Source organism: Micromonospora sp. CNZ322, from assembly GCF_007827755.1.
In genome coordinates this window covers 201,599-217,612 of the sequence record NZ_VITD01000002.1, presented here as the reverse complement: position 1 = coordinate 217,612, position 16,014 = coordinate 201,599, and the positions used below count along the sequence as shown (strand labels likewise).

Annotated in this window: 17 protein-coding genes; 1 reads left to right on the top strand and 16 read right to left on the bottom strand. The window is 72.7% G+C overall.

Annotated features, from left to right (window positions below):
* Position 1: 1 nt before the first annotated feature.
* From FB453_RS06035 to FB453_RS06000, 8 genes are all read right to left on the bottom strand, one after another.
* Positions 2 to 931, bottom strand: a complete 930-nt coding sequence (locus FB453_RS06035; protein WP_145788188.1) for a phytanoyl-CoA dioxygenase family protein — start codon at positions 929 to 931, stop codon at positions 2 to 4.
* Positions 932 to 984: 53 nt separating this feature from the next.
* A complete protein-coding gene (hppD, locus tag FB453_RS06030; RefSeq protein ID WP_145788185.1) occupies positions 985 to 2,076 on the bottom strand; it encodes a 4-hydroxyphenylpyruvate dioxygenase in 1,092 nt (363 codons plus the stop codon).
* 75 nt (positions 2,077 to 2,151) lie between these two features.
* Complete coding sequence (locus tag FB453_RS06025; RefSeq protein WP_145788183.1) at positions 2,152 to 3,390, bottom strand: beta-ketoacyl-[acyl-carrier-protein] synthase family protein; 1,239 nt, start codon at positions 3,388 to 3,390, stop codon at positions 2,152 to 2,154.
* Positions 3,387 to 5,003 (bottom strand): class I adenylate-forming enzyme family protein, encoded by a 1,617-nt coding sequence (locus tag FB453_RS06020; RefSeq protein WP_145788181.1) that lies wholly within the window; start codon positions 5,001 to 5,003, stop codon positions 3,387 to 3,389. The genes FB453_RS06025 and FB453_RS06020 overlap by 4 nt, the downstream gene beginning before the upstream one ends.
* Positions 5,000 to 5,437: a beta-ketoacyl synthase chain length factor gene (locus tag FB453_RS06015; RefSeq protein WP_244220620.1), complete on the bottom strand. Its 438-nt coding sequence runs from the start codon at positions 5,435 to 5,437 to the stop codon at positions 5,000 to 5,002. Before FB453_RS06015 ends, FB453_RS06020 begins: the two co-directional genes overlap by 4 nt.
* Before the next feature lie 149 nt (positions 5,438 to 5,586).
* Entirely contained in the window at positions 5,587 to 6,690 is a 1,104-nt protein-coding gene (locus tag FB453_RS06010) for a beta-ketoacyl synthase N-terminal-like domain-containing protein (RefSeq protein WP_145788177.1), read from the bottom strand.
* The gene (locus FB453_RS06005) at positions 6,683 to 6,928 is read right to left on the bottom strand and encodes an acyl carrier protein (protein WP_112587240.1); all 246 of its coding nucleotides are present in this window, start codon (positions 6,926 to 6,928) and stop codon (positions 6,683 to 6,685) included. The genes FB453_RS06010 and FB453_RS06005 overlap by 8 nt, the downstream gene beginning before the upstream one ends.
* Entirely contained in the window at positions 6,928 to 7,194 is a 267-nt protein-coding gene (locus tag FB453_RS06000) for an acyl carrier protein (RefSeq protein ID WP_091397621.1), read from the bottom strand. The genes FB453_RS06005 and FB453_RS06000 overlap by 1 nt, the downstream gene beginning before the upstream one ends.
* Positions 7,195 to 7,209: 15 nt before the next feature.
* Between FB453_RS06000 and FB453_RS05995 the strand changes: the two genes are divergently transcribed.
* Positions 7,210 to 7,896: a 4'-phosphopantetheinyl transferase family protein gene (locus tag FB453_RS05995; protein WP_486480172.1), complete on the top strand. Its 687-nt coding sequence runs from the start codon at positions 7,210 to 7,212 to the stop codon at positions 7,894 to 7,896.
* Here the strand turns inward: FB453_RS05995 and FB453_RS05990 are convergent.
* The 8 genes from FB453_RS05990 to FB453_RS05955 all read right to left on the bottom strand — a co-directional run bounded on the left by FB453_RS05990 (position 7,824) and on the right by FB453_RS05955 (position 16,007).
* Positions 7,824 to 9,173, bottom strand: coding sequence for a class I adenylate-forming enzyme family protein (locus FB453_RS05990; RefSeq protein WP_145788174.1), 1,350 nt, complete (start codon positions 9,171 to 9,173; stop codon positions 7,824 to 7,826). The genes FB453_RS05995 and FB453_RS05990 overlap by 73 nt on opposite strands.
* Before the next feature lie 325 nt (positions 9,174 to 9,498).
* Entirely contained in the window at positions 9,499 to 10,326 is an 828-nt protein-coding gene (locus FB453_RS05985; RefSeq protein ID WP_112587244.1) for a M55 family metallopeptidase, read from the bottom strand.
* Positions 10,327 to 10,509: 183 nt separating this feature from the next.
* Positions 10,510 to 10,827, bottom strand: a complete 318-nt coding sequence (locus FB453_RS05980) for an antibiotic biosynthesis monooxygenase family protein (RefSeq protein ID WP_145788172.1) — start codon at positions 10,825 to 10,827, stop codon at positions 10,510 to 10,512.
* Complete coding sequence (locus tag FB453_RS05975; RefSeq protein ID WP_145788170.1) at positions 10,824 to 12,080, bottom strand: beta-ketoacyl synthase N-terminal-like domain-containing protein; 1,257 nt, start codon at positions 12,078 to 12,080, stop codon at positions 10,824 to 10,826. Before FB453_RS05975 ends, FB453_RS05980 begins: the two co-directional genes overlap by 4 nt.
* A gap of 76 nt (positions 12,081 to 12,156) precedes the next feature.
* Positions 12,157 to 13,431 carry a beta-ketoacyl-[acyl-carrier-protein] synthase family protein gene (locus FB453_RS05970; RefSeq protein ID WP_112587248.1) on the bottom strand — a complete coding sequence of 425 codons (1,275 nt, stop codon included), beginning with the start codon at positions 13,429 to 13,431 and terminating at the stop codon, positions 12,157 to 12,159.
* On the bottom strand, positions 13,428 to 13,832 hold the full coding sequence (locus tag FB453_RS05965; protein ID WP_112587250.1) for a cupin domain-containing protein: 405 nt from the start codon (positions 13,830 to 13,832) through the stop codon (positions 13,428 to 13,430). The genes FB453_RS05970 and FB453_RS05965 overlap by 4 nt, the downstream gene beginning before the upstream one ends.
* Positions 13,825 to 14,580 carry an SRPBCC family protein gene (locus FB453_RS05960; RefSeq protein WP_145788167.1) on the bottom strand — a complete coding sequence of 252 codons (756 nt, stop codon included), beginning with the start codon at positions 14,578 to 14,580 and terminating at the stop codon, positions 13,825 to 13,827. Before FB453_RS05960 ends, FB453_RS05965 begins: the two co-directional genes overlap by 8 nt.
* Entirely contained in the window at positions 14,577 to 16,007 is a 1,431-nt protein-coding gene (locus tag FB453_RS05955) for an acetyl-CoA carboxylase biotin carboxylase subunit (RefSeq protein WP_145788165.1), read from the bottom strand. Before FB453_RS05955 ends, FB453_RS05960 begins: the two co-directional genes overlap by 4 nt.
* Between the last annotated feature and the right edge of the window lie 7 nt (positions 16,008 to 16,014).

Here is a 16,014-nt window from a genome sequence, read left to right as displayed (position 1 = left end):
GTCAGCCTCCCTGCTGGGCGCGGTGGCGCCAGATGACCGGGCAGTACTCGGGGTCCGCGTAGTCCGGCCGCCCGTCGTGGGTGCGGCGGACCAGCACGTCGTGGTTGTACGCGGCGAGCGTGCCGTCGGAGAGCGGAAACTCCCGCCAGGCGTTGTCGCCGTCCTGCAGGTGCAGTGAGATCGCCTGTCGGGGGCGACCGCTGACGTTGGGGCCGCTGCCGTGGTAGGTGCGGCAGTGGTGGAAGCTCACGTGTCCCTTGGGGATCACCATCGGGATCTTGCGGATCTCCGCGCCGTTGTACGCGGCGTTCTCGGCCAGCATCTCCTCCAGCTGGCTGCGGTCCCGGTCGGCGAAGTGCCGCACCACTGTGTCGTCGGCGCCGATCTCCTTCCACCGGTGCGAACCGTCGACCATCGTGATGGTGCCCATCTCCTCCCCGCAGTCGTGGAAGGGGATGAACGCGGTGAGCATCTTCTCCGACGACGAGGACGCCCAGTAGTGCTTGTCGAAGTGCCAGGGCACGATGTTGCTGGGCTCGCCGGAGATCGGCGGCTTGTAGATCAGCGTGGACTGGAAGACCCGGATCTCGTCGGCCTGGGCGAGCCGGGCGGCGACCGCGCCGAGCAGCGGCTTGCGCAGGATCGCGCCGAGCCCGTCGTGCTCGTGGTGGACGTAGTCGTTGTGCCGCTGCACCGGGCCCAAGGACTGCTCCCAGTAGGCCAGCTTCGGTGGGCGTACCGGCAGCCGCCGGTCCCGCTCCCCGTCGTAGTAGCGCTGCGTGGCGGCGGCGAGGGCGTCCACCTCGTCGTCGGTGAACACCTTTCCCGACAGGTACCAGCCGTGCTCGGCGTAGTGCCGCACGTCGTCGTCGGACGGCAGCAGCGCCTGCTCCTCGGTGGTCAGCGCGGGTTCGAACTCGGTAGCGGTCACTGTGCCTCTGGTTCGCGACTGCGGGGCTCGCAAATCCGGCTCACTCCTCGCGCTCACGCCCCCACCCCCTGTGGTGTGGCCGCCACGGCGGCCAGTTCCCGTTCCTTGGCCTCGTAGAGCGCCTTGATGTTGCCGCTGCCGAAGCCCCGCGCGCCGCGTCGCTCGATCAGCTCCAGGAAGAGCGTGCGACGCACGTGCATCGACTCGGCGAAGATCTGCAAGAGCTGGCCGTCGTGGTCGGAGTCGACGAGCACACCCAGCTCGCGCAGCCGGTGCAGCGGGGCGTCGATCCGACCGACCCGCGCCTCCAGGGCGTCGTAGTAGCTGGCGGGGGTGCCGGCGAAGCGCACCCCGCGCCGGCCCAGCGCCTCGACCGCGCCGACGATGTCGTCGGTGCGCAGCCCCAGGTGCTGCACTCCCCCGCCGGCGTGCTGGTCGAGGAACGCGTCGATCTGCCCGGGCCGCCGGGTGCGGTCCGGTTCGAGCAGCACCACTGTGACCCGCCCGGACGGACTCTGCACCACCTTGGAGTTCATTCCCTGCCCGTCGACCTCGATGTACTCCTCGAAGATCTGCGCGAAGTCGAACAGCGCCTCGAAGTGCCGGACCGTCTCGTCGAGCTGGCCGGGCGGCACGCAGACCGCCAGGTGGTCGATCTCGGCGAGCACCGGCGGGTGGCCGTCCGTCGTGGACACCGCAGCGGTGATGGCGCCGGGCAGAAACGCGCCCCCCTCGCCGCGGCGCTGCACCAGCCGGTGCCGCACGTCGGCGAAGCCGTCCACCTCGGCGATCACCACCTCGGCGTCCGCGCCGGTGCGGGTGGTCGGCGGCGTCACCCCGGTCGCGCCCCGACCCAGCAACTCGGCGTACGCGGCCGACACGTCGTCGACCTCGACAGCGACGACAGCGATGCCGTCACCGTGGCGTTGCACGTACCGCGACGCCGGATGCTCGGCGCTCAACCCGGAGGTGAGCAGCAACCGGATGTCGCCGTGGCAGAGCAGCAGCGAGCGCTGCCCCGCCAGGCCGGTCTCCGGACCACCCTGGCCACATATCTCGAAGCCGACGGCGGTGCTGAAGTAGAAGGCCGCCTGTCGGGCGTCCCCCACGTAGAGTTCGATGTGGTCGATACCACGGATGTCCATGTCCCCTGAAACCCTTCCCACCCGATTCCCCCTGTGTTGCCGTCCGGGCACACCCCGCCCGGGATGCCGCCTCGATCACCCCCTCGGCTCGGCGACGCGGGCCAGCAGCAGGCTCACGTTCTGGCCGCCGAACCCGAACGAGTTGGTGACCGCGTACTCCAGGTCGGCCTTGCGGGGCGTGCCACGGATGTGGTCCGCCGGGCAGGCCGGATCCGGATCGTCGAGGTGGTACGTCGGCGGCAGCAGGCCCCGACCGAGCGCCAACGCGGTGGCCGCCGCCTCCAGCACCCCGGAGGCACCGAGCAGGTGACCGGTGAGCGCCTTGGTGGAGCTGACCGGCACACCGCCGACGCCGAAGACGTCGGCCAGGGCGGTGGTCTCCGCGATGTCACCGAGCTTCGTGCCGGTGCCGTGCGCGTTGACGTAACCGACCGCCGCCGCCGGCACACCGGCACTGCGCAGCGCCCGGCGGATGCACGCCGCCGCGCCGGCGCCGTCCGGGCGGGGGGCGGTCGGGTGGTAAGCGTCCGTCGTCGCGCCGTGGCCGGCCACCTCGGCGTACCCGGCGACGCCGCGCGCCGCCGCGTGCTCGGCGCGTTCGAGCACCAGCAGCGCGGCACCCTCGGACAGGACGAACCCGCTGCGTGAGGTGTCGAAGGGGCGACTCGCCCGGCCCGGGTCGGTGCCGGCGCGCGCCAACGCCCGCGCGTTGCCGAACGTGTCGGCGAAGGTCGGGAAGAGCGGTGCCTCGCTGGCCCCGCAGAGCACCACGTCGACCTCTCCGGTCGCGATGAGCCGCACCCCGTCGGCGACCGCCTGGGCGCCGGAGGCGCAGGCGGTGCCGACCGACGAGCTGTAGCCGCGGATTCCGTGCGCGATGGCGATCCGCGCCGCCGGCATGTTCGGCAGGATCCCGGTGAGCAGGTACGGGCTGACCGCCGCCCGACCCCGGGCCGCCCGGGCCAGCACCTGCGACTCGAGGGTGGCCATCCCCCCGACCCCACCGACGATCACACCGATCCGATCCGGGTCGATGTCGCGGCCCACCTCGATGCCAGCGTCGGCGAGAGCGTCGGCGGCGGCGAGCAGGGCGAGGACGACGATCCGGTCCAGCACCCGGGTCTCCGGCCCGGACGCGACCGCCCGCGGGTCGATGTCGGGCAGCAGGCCGGCTACGTCCAGCGACTCGCTGACCGGGTGGCCCTCGGGCGGGCGGGTCAGCCCGGACCGGCCCGTGGTCAGCGCGTCGAAGGTCTCCTCGACGCCCCGCCCGACCGGGGTGAGCAGACCCATCCCCGTGATCAACGCGGTCACGAGCTGGCCTCGGTGAGGTAGCGCTCGCGCAGGACCACCTTGCGGACCTTGCCGGTCACGGTGACCGGGATGTCGGCGGAGCGCACCGGCACGACCCGGCGCAGCGTGGCGCCGACGTCCGGGCCGAGGGCGGCGCGGACCCGCTCGGTACGGTCCTCGGCCTCCTCGGCACCGGCGGCCAACTCCAGCAGCACGTCGGTGACGACCGCGCCGGCCTCGGCGACGATCACCACAGTGCAGTCGGTGACGTCCGGGCAGGCGGCGAGGATGCGCTCCTCGGACAGCGCTGTGTAGAAGCGCCGCCCGTCACCGGCGTCGACCGAGTCCACCGCCCGGTCGAGGTGGTAGTAGCGGCCGTCGGTGTCGGCCCGGACCAGGTCACCGGTCAGGTACCAGCCGCGCTGGCGGAAGCGGTAGGTGGTGACCGAGTCGTTCCAGTAACCCCGGAACAGCGACGGCGAGTCGATGCCCAGGAAACCCACCTCGCCGACCGGCACCGGCTCGCCGTCGGCGTCGAGCACCGCGACCTTGGCGAACTGGTACGGGCGGCCGATGCAGCGGCCGTACCGGTCGGTGTCGGCGCGGTGGGTGATGTGGAACATCGAGTGCCCCATCTCGCTGGAGCCCAGCCCGTCGATGAAGACCGAGCCGGGCACCTTTGCCACCCCGTCGCGGGTGATGGTGTCGCGCCAACCGACCGCGACGAGGCGACGGATGTGCGGCTCGTGCGAGGCGTCGCCGGTGTTGAACCACAGCCGCACCGAGTCCAGGTCGTACCCGGACAGGTCGAAGCGGGCCAACTCCGCCCAGGTGACCGAGAAACCGAACACCCCGTCGGGGCGCCAGCGTTGGATGGCGTCGAGCACCCGCTCGCCGGCCTGCTCGGAGAGCAGGAATATCTGCGCGCGGTTGCCCAGCGCCTGGTTGACCATCAGCACCGTTGCGGTGTGCGGTGCGGGCAGCGCGTTGAGGATCCGGGTGGTGCCCTGCGCCTGCGGCATGGTGAGCAGGTGCCGGGTGGCCGCGAAGAGGCTGGCGTGCGAGTGGAGCACCGCCTTGGGCACCCCTGTCGTCCCGGAGGTGTGGGTGATCACGATCGGGTCGTCCGGGTGGTGCCGGTAGTGCGCCGGGGCCGTGGCCGGGTCACCCGTGCCGGCCTGCGCAGGGGTACCGAGCACTGGTACGCCCAGGTCGTGCCCGGCCAGCGACGCGGTGTGCGCGTCGTCGGCCAGCACACCGACACCCCGTAGGCGACGGATGTACTCGGCGGCGATCTCAGGGCGGAGTTTGCCGTTCATCAGCGCCGGGATCGCCCCGAGCCGGGCCAGCGCCAGGAAGCTGAGCACCATGTCGGCGGCGGTGGAGGCCCAGACGGCGACCGGGTCGCGGGGGCGTACCCCCTGCTCGTGCAGCCAGGCGGCGCGGGCAGCGACCCGCTCGTCGAGCCGCCCCAGCGTCAGCGGCGTCTCGGCCGGGTGCCCGTCGACGGCGGTGTCGAAGGTCAGGCCAGGCCCGTCCGGGTCGGCGCCGTGCGCCAGCACCCGGGCCAGGACGTTGCCCGCACCCAGCTCGGTGTCGGCGGCCAGTGCGCCGCGCAGTCCCCGTGTCCTCATGGTCGTGCTCCTCCCCCCAGCAGCACCGCGACCGCCTCGGTCGGCTTCTCGGGTGCCTGTTCGATCAGGATCAGCAACACCTCGTCGGCGTCGCCGTCGTCGCGCAGCAGGTCGGCCTCGGCGACACCGTCGGTGTACGGGTCGCCGGTCGGGCTGAGGCAGACCACCGGGCCACGCAGGCCCCAGCGGGCCGCGAGGTGCCCGGCGACGCTGTTGGGCACGGACTGGAAAAAGAACAGTGGGCCGATCCGCCCGCCGGCCTCGACGGTGGCCCGTACGTGCTGGGCGCTGGCGAGATCACCGCTGGCGCTGACCAGCACGATCCCCGTCCGCACCCCGGCGGGCACTCCCGCCGACCCGTACCCCCGTCGCAGACACCGTTCCGCGACGGCCACCACCACCGGCGCGAAGTCCGAGTGCACGAACCCCGGCACCCCCGCCGCGCTGTCCCCAACGTCCCCACCCTCAGGCCACCAGGCCCGGGCCCTCTCCCCCGGCGATCTTGCGGTTTCGGTCGTCGTTTCGCGTGGTTGGTCAGATTCGTCGGGACAGGAAGTGCAAGATCGCGGGGAGTTGGGGTCGGTCATCCGACGCCGACCAGGAGAGCGGTGTTGGCGCCGCCGAAGGCGGCGTTGAGGGTCAGGGCGTGGGTTGCCGTCGTCCTTCGCGGGCCATCCTTGACGACGTTCAGAGGGCAGGACTCGTCCTGGGCCAGCCAGCCGGCGTTGACCGGCAGTTCGCCGTGGCGCAGCGCGAGCGCGGTGACCACCAGTTCGAGCAACCCGGACGCCTCCAGCGCGTGCCCGTGCACCGACTTCGTGGAGCTGACCGGGACCCGGTCGGCATGCCCGCCGAGGGCCCGGCGCAGGGCTGCCGCCTCGGCGGTGTCGCTCTGCGCGGTACCGGTGGCGTTGGCGTTGACGTAGCCGACGGACTGCGGTGGCAGCCCGGCCCGGCGCAGCGCGCCGCCGACCGCGCGGGCCAACCCGGTGCCGCCGGGCTCCGGCTGGCAGGGATGGAACGCGTCACCGGCCCGCCCCCAACCGACCACTGTGGCCACCGGGTCGACGCCGCGTCGCCGGCCGGTGCTCGATTCCAGCACCACCGCGGCCACGCCGTCGCCCAGCAGCAACCCCCGGCGGCCGGCGCTGAACGGGCGGACCGCCCCGTCGACCGCGAGGGCGCGACCGGCGTCGAAGAGCGCGAACTGGTCCGGCTCCACCAGGTAGCCGGCCGCGACCACCACACGCTCGGCATCACCCCGGGTGATCCGGGCGGCGGCGTCGGCCACCGCCGTGCTCGCGGACACGCAGGCGCTGGTGTAGACCCGGGTGTGACCCGAGAGGCCGCAACGGGCGGCGAGCTGGCCGACGAGCACGGCTGGCGCCGGACCCGGGGTCGGGCCGCCGTGCACGGCGAGCAGCAGCGCGCACCCGGCGCGCTGCGCGCGGTCGAGGCCGGCCGCCCGGCAGGCCCCGTCGATCGCGGCGGCCAACTCGTCGGGGAGGGTAGCGACCTCGGGCAATGTGGCCGCCACTGTGACCCGGCGGGCGGCGGTGTCGAATCGGTCCACCGGGCCGAACGCCGGCACCCCGGCCAGCACACCGGCGAGCTGCGCGTCGGCGCCCCGTCCCAGGGCGCTGACCGCGTACACGCCGGTGAGCTGGGCGACGCGCGCCTCAACCATCTGCGGAGGCGGTCAGCGACGCCCGGAACACCACCAGGGCGTCGTCGACGGTGCGGATGCCGGCCAGTTCGTCGTCGGTGAGGTCCAGCCGGCGTTCGTAGCGCTGCTCGACGAGGTGCACCAGCCAGGCAAGCTCCATCGAGCCGATCCGGTCGGACACCTCGGCAGCCGGTTTCGCGGTGAGTTCGGCGAGCATGGTCATCAGGTCAGCTCGCCCCAGATCGGGCTGACCGCTCATCAGCCTTTGTCGCTCGTCGCCTCGGTGACGCGATTGGCGACCATGGTGGTGAACTCGCCGACCGTCATGAGGGCCAGCTGCTCCGACTCGTCGTCGGCGAACGTCACGCCGTACCGGTCCTCGACCCGCACAGACAGGTCGGCCAGAGCGAGCGACTCCAGGTCGACGCCGGAGGGGCCGAGCGTGGTGTCGTCGTCGAGCCCCTCGACGTCGTAGTTCATGTCGGCGAGCTGCTCGACGACGAAGGCGCGGACCTCGGCTCTCATGGATACCCTCTCTGCGTGGCTCAGCTGACGGTGCCCGGTCGGGACACCGCCTACGTGTGGGTCGGCCGCGACACCGGCGGTCAGCCGGATCCGGCCGCTGTGCTGGTGCGGCGGGCGGGTGCTCTGCTGCTCGGCCGCCCGGAGACCGAGCTGGTGCTGACGCACGACCGCGAGGGACGGCCGGTCGTCCGGGTCGACGAGGTGACCGGGTCGGTCGAGGTGGCGGTCAGCGTCAGCCGCACCGCCGGGCTGGTGGCGGTCGCCGCCCGTCGGGCCGGCGCCGTCGGGTTGGACGTGGAGCGGATCCGCCCGCTGCCGGCGCTCGCGCTGGCCCACCGCTGGTTCCCGCCCGCCGAGCTGGCCTGGTTGGGCGATCGGCCCGAGGCCGGCCGGACGGCGGACTTTCTGCGGCTGTGGACCGCCAAGGAGGCGGTCGGCAAGGCGCTCGGGCGGGGGTTGCGCGACGGCGGGCTGCACCGGTTGATGCCGCCGCCGGGGCTGCCGTTGCGGCCGGTGCCCGGCGACGAACTCCTGCGGGTCGGTCACCCACGGCTGGGCGGGGACCTCGTCCTGGCGGTCGCAGTGCGGGCGAGCGCGCAGGTCGACGTCGAGGTGGTGCAGCGGCCCGGTCAAGGGGTCACCGCCGAGCGCAGCGCGTCGGTCGAGCGGACCAGCTTGCCGGTGGTGGTACGGGGCAACTGATCGAGCAGGTGCAGCGTCCGGGGCCGTTTGTAGCCGGCCAACCGCTCGGCGAGGAGCTTGTCCAGCGTCTCCTCCGACAGCGGGCCGTCGGGTTGGACGTACGCGGTGATGCCGTCGTCCCAGACCACCACCGCGGCGGCAACCCCGGTCAGCTCGGCGACGGTGGCCTCCACCTCGGTCAGGTCGACCTTCATCCCGCCGACGGAGACCTGCGAGTCGAGTCGACCGCGCACCGTGACCAGGCCGGTGTCCTCATCGACGGTGCCGGCGTCGCGGGTGTGCAGCCAGCCGTCGGACCAGCGGGTCGGGTCGCTCAGGCCGACGTACGGCGACGCCGGGCAGGACACCCACAGCTCACCGCCGGACTCGCGGACCTGGATCCCGGGCGCGGGGGCGATCGACGGTCGGTGCGACCCGTACAGGTCGGTGCCGATCACCCCGACCTCGGTCATCCCGTACATGTTGCCCAGCGGCACCCCGTACCGGTCGGTGAACGCCCGGGCGACGGCGGCCGGCACCAGCTCGCCGCCGGTGGTCATCCGCCGCAGCTGCGGCAGTGGCCCGGCCGGACGGGTGGAGGCGAGCAGTCCGATGTGGAACGGGACACCGAGCACGGTGGCCGGTGTGGTGCCGGCGCTGATCGCGGCCAGCACGGCGTCGCCGCTGAGCCGCTCCGGCGGCGCCAGCTCGACCCCGGCGTGCAGCCCGTAGAGCAGGCCGCCGACCAGGCCGAGCACGTGCACCATCGAGGGCAGCAGGATGATCCGCTCGCCGGGCAGCGCCACCCCGTCGATCCGGGTGTAGCGGTGCACCTCGGCGACCAGGTCGGCGGCGGTGCGGCCGATCACCTTGGACGGGCCGGTGGAGCCGGAGCTGAGCTGGATCACGGCATGGCCGCTGACCGCCGGGCGGTCGGCGTACCGGGTGACGCCCTCGGTGACGTCGACGAAGATCTTCAGCGCGCCGCCACCGGTCCGCACCGGAGCGACCACCACCTGCGGGGTCAACCGGGCCAGCGCCCGGTCCACCTCGTGGTCGGTGAGCCGGTGGTCGAGCAGGATCGCCTGCCCCCCGGCGCGCCAGGTGGCGAGCAGGTTCACCACGTACGCCAGCGACGGTGGCAACCGCAGCGCCGCGGCGCCACCGGGGCGCAGTCCGGCGGTGGTCAACCGGTCCTGCGCCTCGGTCATTTGCCGGTGCAGGGTGGCCCGGTCGACGGGCTCGGGCACACGGAGACAAACGTCGGTCGGGTGGCCGGCGAAAAGGACTTCGTCCACCCAGCCGGGGTCGGTCGCCGTAGGATCTTCTGCCGTCACTGCCGTTCACCGCCCAGCATGAAAGAGGGCGAATCCGCCCATCACGTACGCTTGTCGGGGTGCTGCGGGGAACCATACGACGCCCACAAGGCCATTGCTAGATGCGAATGGATGGATCAAAAGCAGCGGCCAGCCGGATTGCCGACAGCCCGTTCGGCGGACAGAATCAGGCGGGCGACTTGGCGGAGCGTCACCGAGGTATGACCCCTCGTACCACCGTCGCGCGGCCCCAGCCGGACGGCCGATGGCGTCGCGCTCACCGGGTGAGCCAGACGATTCGCGCGCGCTAGCTCGGTTTGATGCTGGCGAGTTGCACCAGCAGCTGAACCAGCCGGTACGCCTCGGCGACGTCGGCGGCGTGGAAGGCGACCGTCCGGCCGCCGCCGACGCGGGTCACACCCGGCACCAGAGTTGCGAGGTCGACCATGTACGGGCCGTACAGGTCGACCTCGACGTCCAACGGCCCGGCCATCTTCGGCGGCGGAATCGAGGCGCGCCGGGCGATCGCGTCGGCGGCGGCGCGGCGCAGCCGCTCCCGTGCCTCCTGCGGATGCAGGGCCACCGCGGCGGCCTGCCCCAGGGTCTGCTTGACGGCGACGGTGACTGCCGAGGGCACCAGCTCGCTGAATTCCGTGCAGGCCGTATCGTCTCCGCTGAGCAGGACGACGGGCGCGTCCAGGTGCCCCGCCATGGCGACGTTGAGGCCGATCTCGCCCAGCGATCGTCCGGCCACCCGCACGTCGAGGATGGCGTCACTTATCGTGTGGGCCAGCACGGCTGGCCCGGCACCGGCCCGGGCGTGATAGCCGACGAGCAGAACGGCATCCGTCTGCTCGTCCAGCCCCGCGAGCATGCCCAGCGCGCGGGGTTTGCCCCGCACGAGGTGAGCACGCCGGTCGAGGTCCTCCGGCAGGATGTTCCGAAACGTCCCGTGCGCGTCGGCGACCCACACCACGGCGTCGGGTTCGGCATCGAGGACCCCGGCAATCACCGCGTTCGCCTCGGCCGTCATCAACGCCCGACCGCGCTCGTAGTCGTACCGATCCGGATTCGTCTCGGTGGGATGCACGATCCCCGAGATGCCTTCCAGGTCCACCGAGATCAGTGCCTTCATGGCTCCAGGACCCTACGCCCTCTGACCACAATGTCGACCCCGCCCTCGGAGCGGCGACTGGCGCGCTCCAGGCAACGCCGCGCGCGAGGAGATCGTGCTCGTAGCAGGAAATAGTGGCCTCCACCCGAGGGCAAGGCCACTACATCGTGGATCGAGCGCGATCATCCAGGCCGGCGCGGAGCGTCAGGTCAGCGCCGGCGTCTGGGCGTGGATGTGGAAGCGCAGCGAACGGGCGTCGGTGAAGCACTCCCGCATCGGGCGTACGAGGTCCCGGTGCTCCGGGCTGCGTTCCCACTCTTCGAAGTCGGCCAGGCTCGCCCACTCACTGGTGATCAACCACTGTTCCGGGTCGGTCGACGACCGGCACACCTGGTCGACCAGGTGCCCCTGCACACCGCCGGCGACCAGGTGCCGCACCTCCTCGTACGCGGCGAGGAACTGCTCGGTGCGCGGCACCGGCACCCGTACCAGAAAGACCACTCGGGCCCGTTTGTCGCTCATGACGCCTCTCCCCTCATCGGCGCGGCCCCGCGCAGGACCAGCGCGCTGTTGAACCCGTCGAAGCCCCGCGCGCAGATCAGGGCGAGTCGGCTTCGCGGTCGGCGGTGCTCGCGTAGGAAGTCCAGCTCGCAGCCCTCGGCCACCTCGTCCGGTCCCGCCGACGCCGGCAACGTGTCGTGGGCGAAGGCGAGCAGCGCGGTGGCCACGTCCAACGCCGAGCCGCCCTGGTACGCCCGACCGGTCAGCGGTTTCTGCGTGGTCACCGGGGGTGGCCGGTCGGCGAACACGGCGCGCAGCGCCTCGGCCTCGCTGCGGTCGTAGCGGGGCACACCGAGCGCGTCGGGCAGCACCACGTCGATTCCGGCGGCGGCGACGCCCGCCCGGTCCAGGGCCAGCCGCATCGCCCGCGCGTACTGGGCTGGGTCGCCGCTGCTCTCCGCCGTGGTGTGCGCGGCGTCGTGGGTGGAGCCCCACCCGCTCACCTCGCCGTAGACCCGGGCGCCCCGGGCCAGGGCGTGCCCCAACTCCTCCACCACGAACACCGCTCCGCCCTCGGCCGGCAGGTAGCCGCTGGCCGTGGCGTCGAACGGCCGGTACGCCCGCTCCGGGTCGGCGACGTCACTGAGCAGCCCCGAGCGCAGCTGGCAGGCGAGCGCGTACGGACTCAACGGGCACTCGGTGGCCCCGGCGATCACGACCGGGGTGCCGCGGCGCACCGCGCGGGCGGCGTGCGCCAGGCTGTCCAGCCCGCCGGCCGACTCCGCGACCAGCACCCCGCTCGGGCCCTTGAACTGGTGGTGGATGGAGAGCTGCCCGACGCTGGCCGCGTAGAACCAGGCGATCGACTGGTACGCCCCGACCGTCCGCGACGTGCCGCCCCACAGCCGTTGCAGTTCCCGCTGACCGAACAGGTTTCCCCCGGACGAACTGGCCAGGGTCACCGCGTAGCCGTACGGGTCGGGGGCCCGGTCGGGCAGGTCGGCGTCGGCCAGCGCCAGCCGGGTGGCGGCGAAGCCGAGGTGCGTCCACCTGTCGGTCTGCACCAACTGTCGACTGTCGGCGTAGGAGTCGGCGGTGAAGCCGGGCACCTCCCCGCCGAAGCGGGTCGGATAGCCGGCCGGGTCGAACAACGTGATCGGCCCGGTCCGGCGGGTGCCGGCGAGGACCGTGCGCCAGTGCGCGTCCGCGCCGATGCCGCTCGGTGCGACCACCCCGATGCCGGTCACCACGGCGCGAGCGACCTCCGCGCTCACGCCAGCACTCCGCTTCGCTCCGCGCCGGCGCGAGACGCCGCGCTGCTGTGCCTGATGGTTCGCTCGCTACGCTCGCTCACGCCGCCACCGCGCCGAGCATCCGACGGAAGACCATCGCCGACTGGAAACCACCGAACCCGCTGCCCACCGAGAGGGCCACGTCCACCGGGACCTCCCGCGCCTCATTGGGTACGTAGTCCAGGTCGCACTCCGGATCCCGGGTGCTCCAGTTCGCCGTCGGTGGCACCACACCGAACTCGATGGCGAGGGCGCACGCGGCCATCTCGATCGACCCGATCGCGCCGAGCGAATGCCCGACCATCGACTTGATCGAGCTGATCGGTATCCGGTACGCGGCCTGGCCCAGCGCGCGCTTGAACGCGGCCGTCTCGTGTCGGTCGTTCTGCCGGGTGCCCGAGCCGTGCGCGCTGATGTAGGAGACCTGCTCGGGCAGGATCCGGCCCTGCCGGAGCGCGTCGGTGACGGCGAGGCCCATCTCCAGCCCGTCCGGCCGCAGCCCGGTCATGTGGAAGCCGTTGCTGCGGCTGGCGTAGCCGGCCACCTCGCAGTAGATGTGCGCTCCCCGCCGCCGGGCGTGCCCGGCCTCCTCCAGCACCAGCACCGCCCCGCCCTCGGCCAGCACGAACCCGTGCCGGTCGGCGTCGAACGGGCGGGAGGCGTGTGCCGGGTCGTCGTTGTCCGGGCTGGTCGCCTTGATCGCGTCGAACGAGGCGACGGTGACCGGGGAGATCGGCGAGTCGGACGCGCCGGCCAGCATCACGTCCGCCTCACCGTCCACGATCATCTGGTGGGCGTACCCGATGGCGTCGATGCCCGAGGTGCACCCGGTGGAGACCACCTGCGCCGGGCCGTGCAGCCCGTGCCGGCAGGCCACGTCCGCCGCGAGGCTGCTGGGCACCAACGCCTGATAGAGGTACGGGCCACCGCGCGCCCCGTCCACCAGCCAGCGTCGGCCGTGCTCGCTCACCGTGACGTACTCCTGCTCCAACGCCATCGTGCCGCCCACCGCCGTGCCCAGCACCACCCCGGCCCGGTCCCGTTCCGCGTCGGTGAGCACCAACTGGGCGTCGGCCACCGCCTCGACGGAGCAGGCCAGCGCGAACTGCACGTACCGGTCGGCCCGCCGCAGTTCGGCCTCGCTGAGCCCCGCGGCGACCGGGTCGAAGTCGCACTCCGCCGCGATCTGCGACCGGAACGCCGACGGGTCGAAGAAACTGATCCGCCGGGTGGCGGTCCGCCCCTCGGTGATGGTCTTCCAGAAGCGGTCCCGGCTGGCGCCGCCCGGGGCGACCACCCCAATGCCGGTCACCACCGTGCGGCGCCCGGTCATGACCCGCCCCGCTGTTCGACCAGTTCGGTGTCGACGTGGCCCAGTTCGGGCCGGGGTGCGAGCGGGCCCAGGTGGAAGACCACCTCGGCCGGTTCGACGCCGGTGTTGCGCAGCCGGTGCCGCACGTTCACCGGTACGAACAGCCCCTCACCGGCGGCCAGCAGCGTCGGCTGGTCGTCCAGGTCGACGGTGATCGCGCCCCGCACCAGGTACAGGAACTCCTCGCTGTACGGGTGGTAGTGCTCGGCGATCCGCTCCCCCGGCTCGAGCGTGGCCACCCCGAGAAAACCCGAGGTGCTGCCGACGGTGCGGGGGCCGAGCAGCACCCGAAGCTCACCGCCGCGACGGCGGTCGGCGGGTACGTCCCGGGCGGCGATCGGGCGGGTGCTCAGGTCACTCATCGTCGGCCTCCGTCGGTGTGTCGCTGGCTGTCGGGCTGCCCTGGTCGGCACGCTGCCAGGCGATCCGCTCCACCCGGTCCTTGATCACCCCGAGTTGGATCACGCTGTTGGTGTTGATCCGCTCGGTCATCGCGGCGTTGTCGACCGGCGCGGTCGGTTTCATCGCGAAGTCCTGCGTCCAGGTCATCCGGGTGCCACCGGCCTCCTCGGTGTAGCGCCAGTGGATGCGCATGTACTCGAACGGTCCGGTCTCGACCCGGTGCGCCCGGACCTGCCTGCTCACCGGGTCGGCGGTGCGCTCGCTGACCCAACTCCAGGACACCCCGTTCTCGTCGGGGTACATGGTGAGGCGGAACCGCACCGTGTGCCCCTCGCGGTGCAGGATCTCCACCACGGCGTACTCGGTGAACAGCTCGGTCCAGTTCGCCACGTCGTTGGTGACCTCCCAGACCAGCCCCAGCGGCGCGTCGATGACCACGGTGTTCTCGGTGTGTCCGGGCGGGTCGGTGCGGCGGGCGACCAGGTCGGCCACCGCCGGGATGCTCAACTGTCCGGCCTGCTCGGGGATGGCCACCTGCCAGCGGTCGGCGACGACGGCCGACAGTTCCAGCAGTGCGAGCGAGTCCATGCCCAGCTCCTCCAGCGACGCGGCGGGCGCCCGGGCCGCGGCGTCGGCGTCCAGCCCGCAGTGCGCCACCAGGATGTCGGTGATCTCGGCGGTCATCGGGCGACCATGGGTGACGGTCATCGGGTCCTCCTGTGGGTTGCGTCGGGATCTGCGGCGGGCGCGGTGCGCGGTGCGGGAGTGACCGTCGGCCCCGGCGCGGGCGCGGCGAGCAGACGGTCGACCAGGCCGGTGGTGTAGCGGCCCTTGCGGAATGCGGCGTCGTCGAGCACCCGCCGGACGAACGGGATGGTGGTGTGCACGCCCGGACCGGCGATGTCGAACTCGTCCAGGGCGCGTTCCAGCCGGTTGAGGGCCAACTCCCGGTCGGGCGCCCAGACGATCACCTTGGCGAGCAGCGAGTCGTACCAGGGGCCGACCAGGTAACCGGCGCTGGCGTGGGTGTCCACCCGGGTGAACGGGCCGCCGGGCGGGGTGAACCGCTCCAACCGACCGGGGGTGGGGGCGAAGCCGCGCGCGGGGTCCTCGGTGTTGACCCGACACTCCACAGCGACGCCGTGCAGGCGGATCTCCTCCTGCCGCCACCGCAGTGGCACGCCGGCGGCGATGTGCAGTTGCTCGTGCACCAGGTCGATCCCGGTGACCATCTCGGTGACCGGATGCTCCACCTGGATCCGGCAGTTGATCTCCAGGAAGTGGAACTTCTCCTCGGCGTCGACCAGGAACTCCAGCGTGCCGGCACCGACGAAGCCGACCTGGAGCGCACCCCGCAGGGCGGTCTCGGCGATGGTGTCGAGAACGGCGGCGGGCAGCGCCGGGGCGGGCGCCTCCTCGACCAGCTTCTGGTGCCGGCGCTGCACGGAGCAGTCCCGGGTGCCCAGGTGCACCCCGTTGCCGTGGGCGTCGCAGAGCACCTGCACCTCGACGTGCCGCGCCTCGGTGAGGTAACGCTCGACGTACACCCGGTCGTCGCCGAAGGCGGCCTGCGCGGCGGCCCGGGTCCGGGTGTACGCCCGGCGCAGCTCGCGCGGGCTGTGCACCACTGTCATCCCCCGGCCCCCGCCCCCGGCGGAGGCCTTCACGATCACCGGGTAGCCGACGGCGTCGGCCACCTCGGCCGCCGCGGCGGCGGTCGGCACCGGCGCGACACTGCCCGGCGACAGCGGCAGGCCGGCGCGGCTCATCAGTGCGCGGGCCGAGGACTTGTCTGCCAGCGCGGCCATCACCGCCGGTGGCGGACCGATGAACGTCAGCCCGTTGTCGGCGCAGATCTCGGCGAAGTCGGCGTCCTCGGAGAGGAAGCCGTAGCCGGGGTGCACGGCCTGCGCCCCCACCTGCCGGGCCGCCTCCACGATGGCGGCGGCGTTGAGGTAGCTGCGCCGGCTCGACGCCGGTCCGATCCGGACGGCCTGGTCGGCGAGGCGGACCGCCGCCGAATCGGCGTCGGCGGCGGAGTAGACCACCGCCGTTCGTACGCCGAGCTCCTTGCAGGCACGCAGCACCCGCAGCGCGATCTCGCCCCGGTTGGCGATCAGCACGGTCTCGAACATGGTCAAC

Coding starts and splice junctions, on each gene's coding strand:
- hppD (WP_145788185.1), bottom strand. CDS start 2,076: ATGGACATCCGTGGTATCGACCACATCGAACTCTACGTGGGGGACGCC.
- FB453_RS06020 (WP_145788181.1), bottom strand. CDS start 5,003: ATGAGGACACGGGGACTGCGCGGCGCACTGGCCGCCGACACCGAGCTG.
- FB453_RS06010 (WP_145788177.1), bottom strand. CDS start 6,690: ATGGTTGAGGCGCGCGTCGCCCAGCTCACCGGCGTGTACGCGGTCAGC.
- FB453_RS06005 (WP_112587240.1), bottom strand. CDS start 6,928: ATGAGCGGTCAGCCCGATCTGGGGCGAGCTGACCTGATGACCATGCTC.
- FB453_RS06000 (WP_091397621.1), bottom strand. CDS start 7,194: ATGAGAGCCGAGGTCCGCGCCTTCGTCGTCGAGCAGCTCGCCGACATG.
- FB453_RS05985 (WP_112587244.1), bottom strand. CDS start 10,326: ATGAAGGCACTGATCTCGGTGGACCTGGAAGGCATCTCGGGGATCGTG.
- FB453_RS05980 (WP_145788172.1), bottom strand. CDS start 10,827: ATGAGCGACAAACGGGCCCGAGTGGTCTTTCTGGTACGGGTGCCGGTG.
- FB453_RS05970 (WP_112587248.1), bottom strand. CDS start 13,431: ATGACCGGGCGCCGCACGGTGGTGACCGGCATTGGGGTGGTCGCCCCG.
- FB453_RS05965 (WP_112587250.1), bottom strand. CDS start 13,832: ATGAGTGACCTGAGCACCCGCCCGATCGCCGCCCGGGACGTACCCGCC.
- FB453_RS05960 (WP_145788167.1), bottom strand. CDS start 14,580: ATGACCGTCACCCATGGTCGCCCGATGACCGCCGAGATCACCGACATC.
- FB453_RS05955 (WP_145788165.1), bottom strand. CDS start 16,007: ATGTTCGAGACCGTGCTGATCGCCAACCGGGGCGAGATCGCGCTGCGG.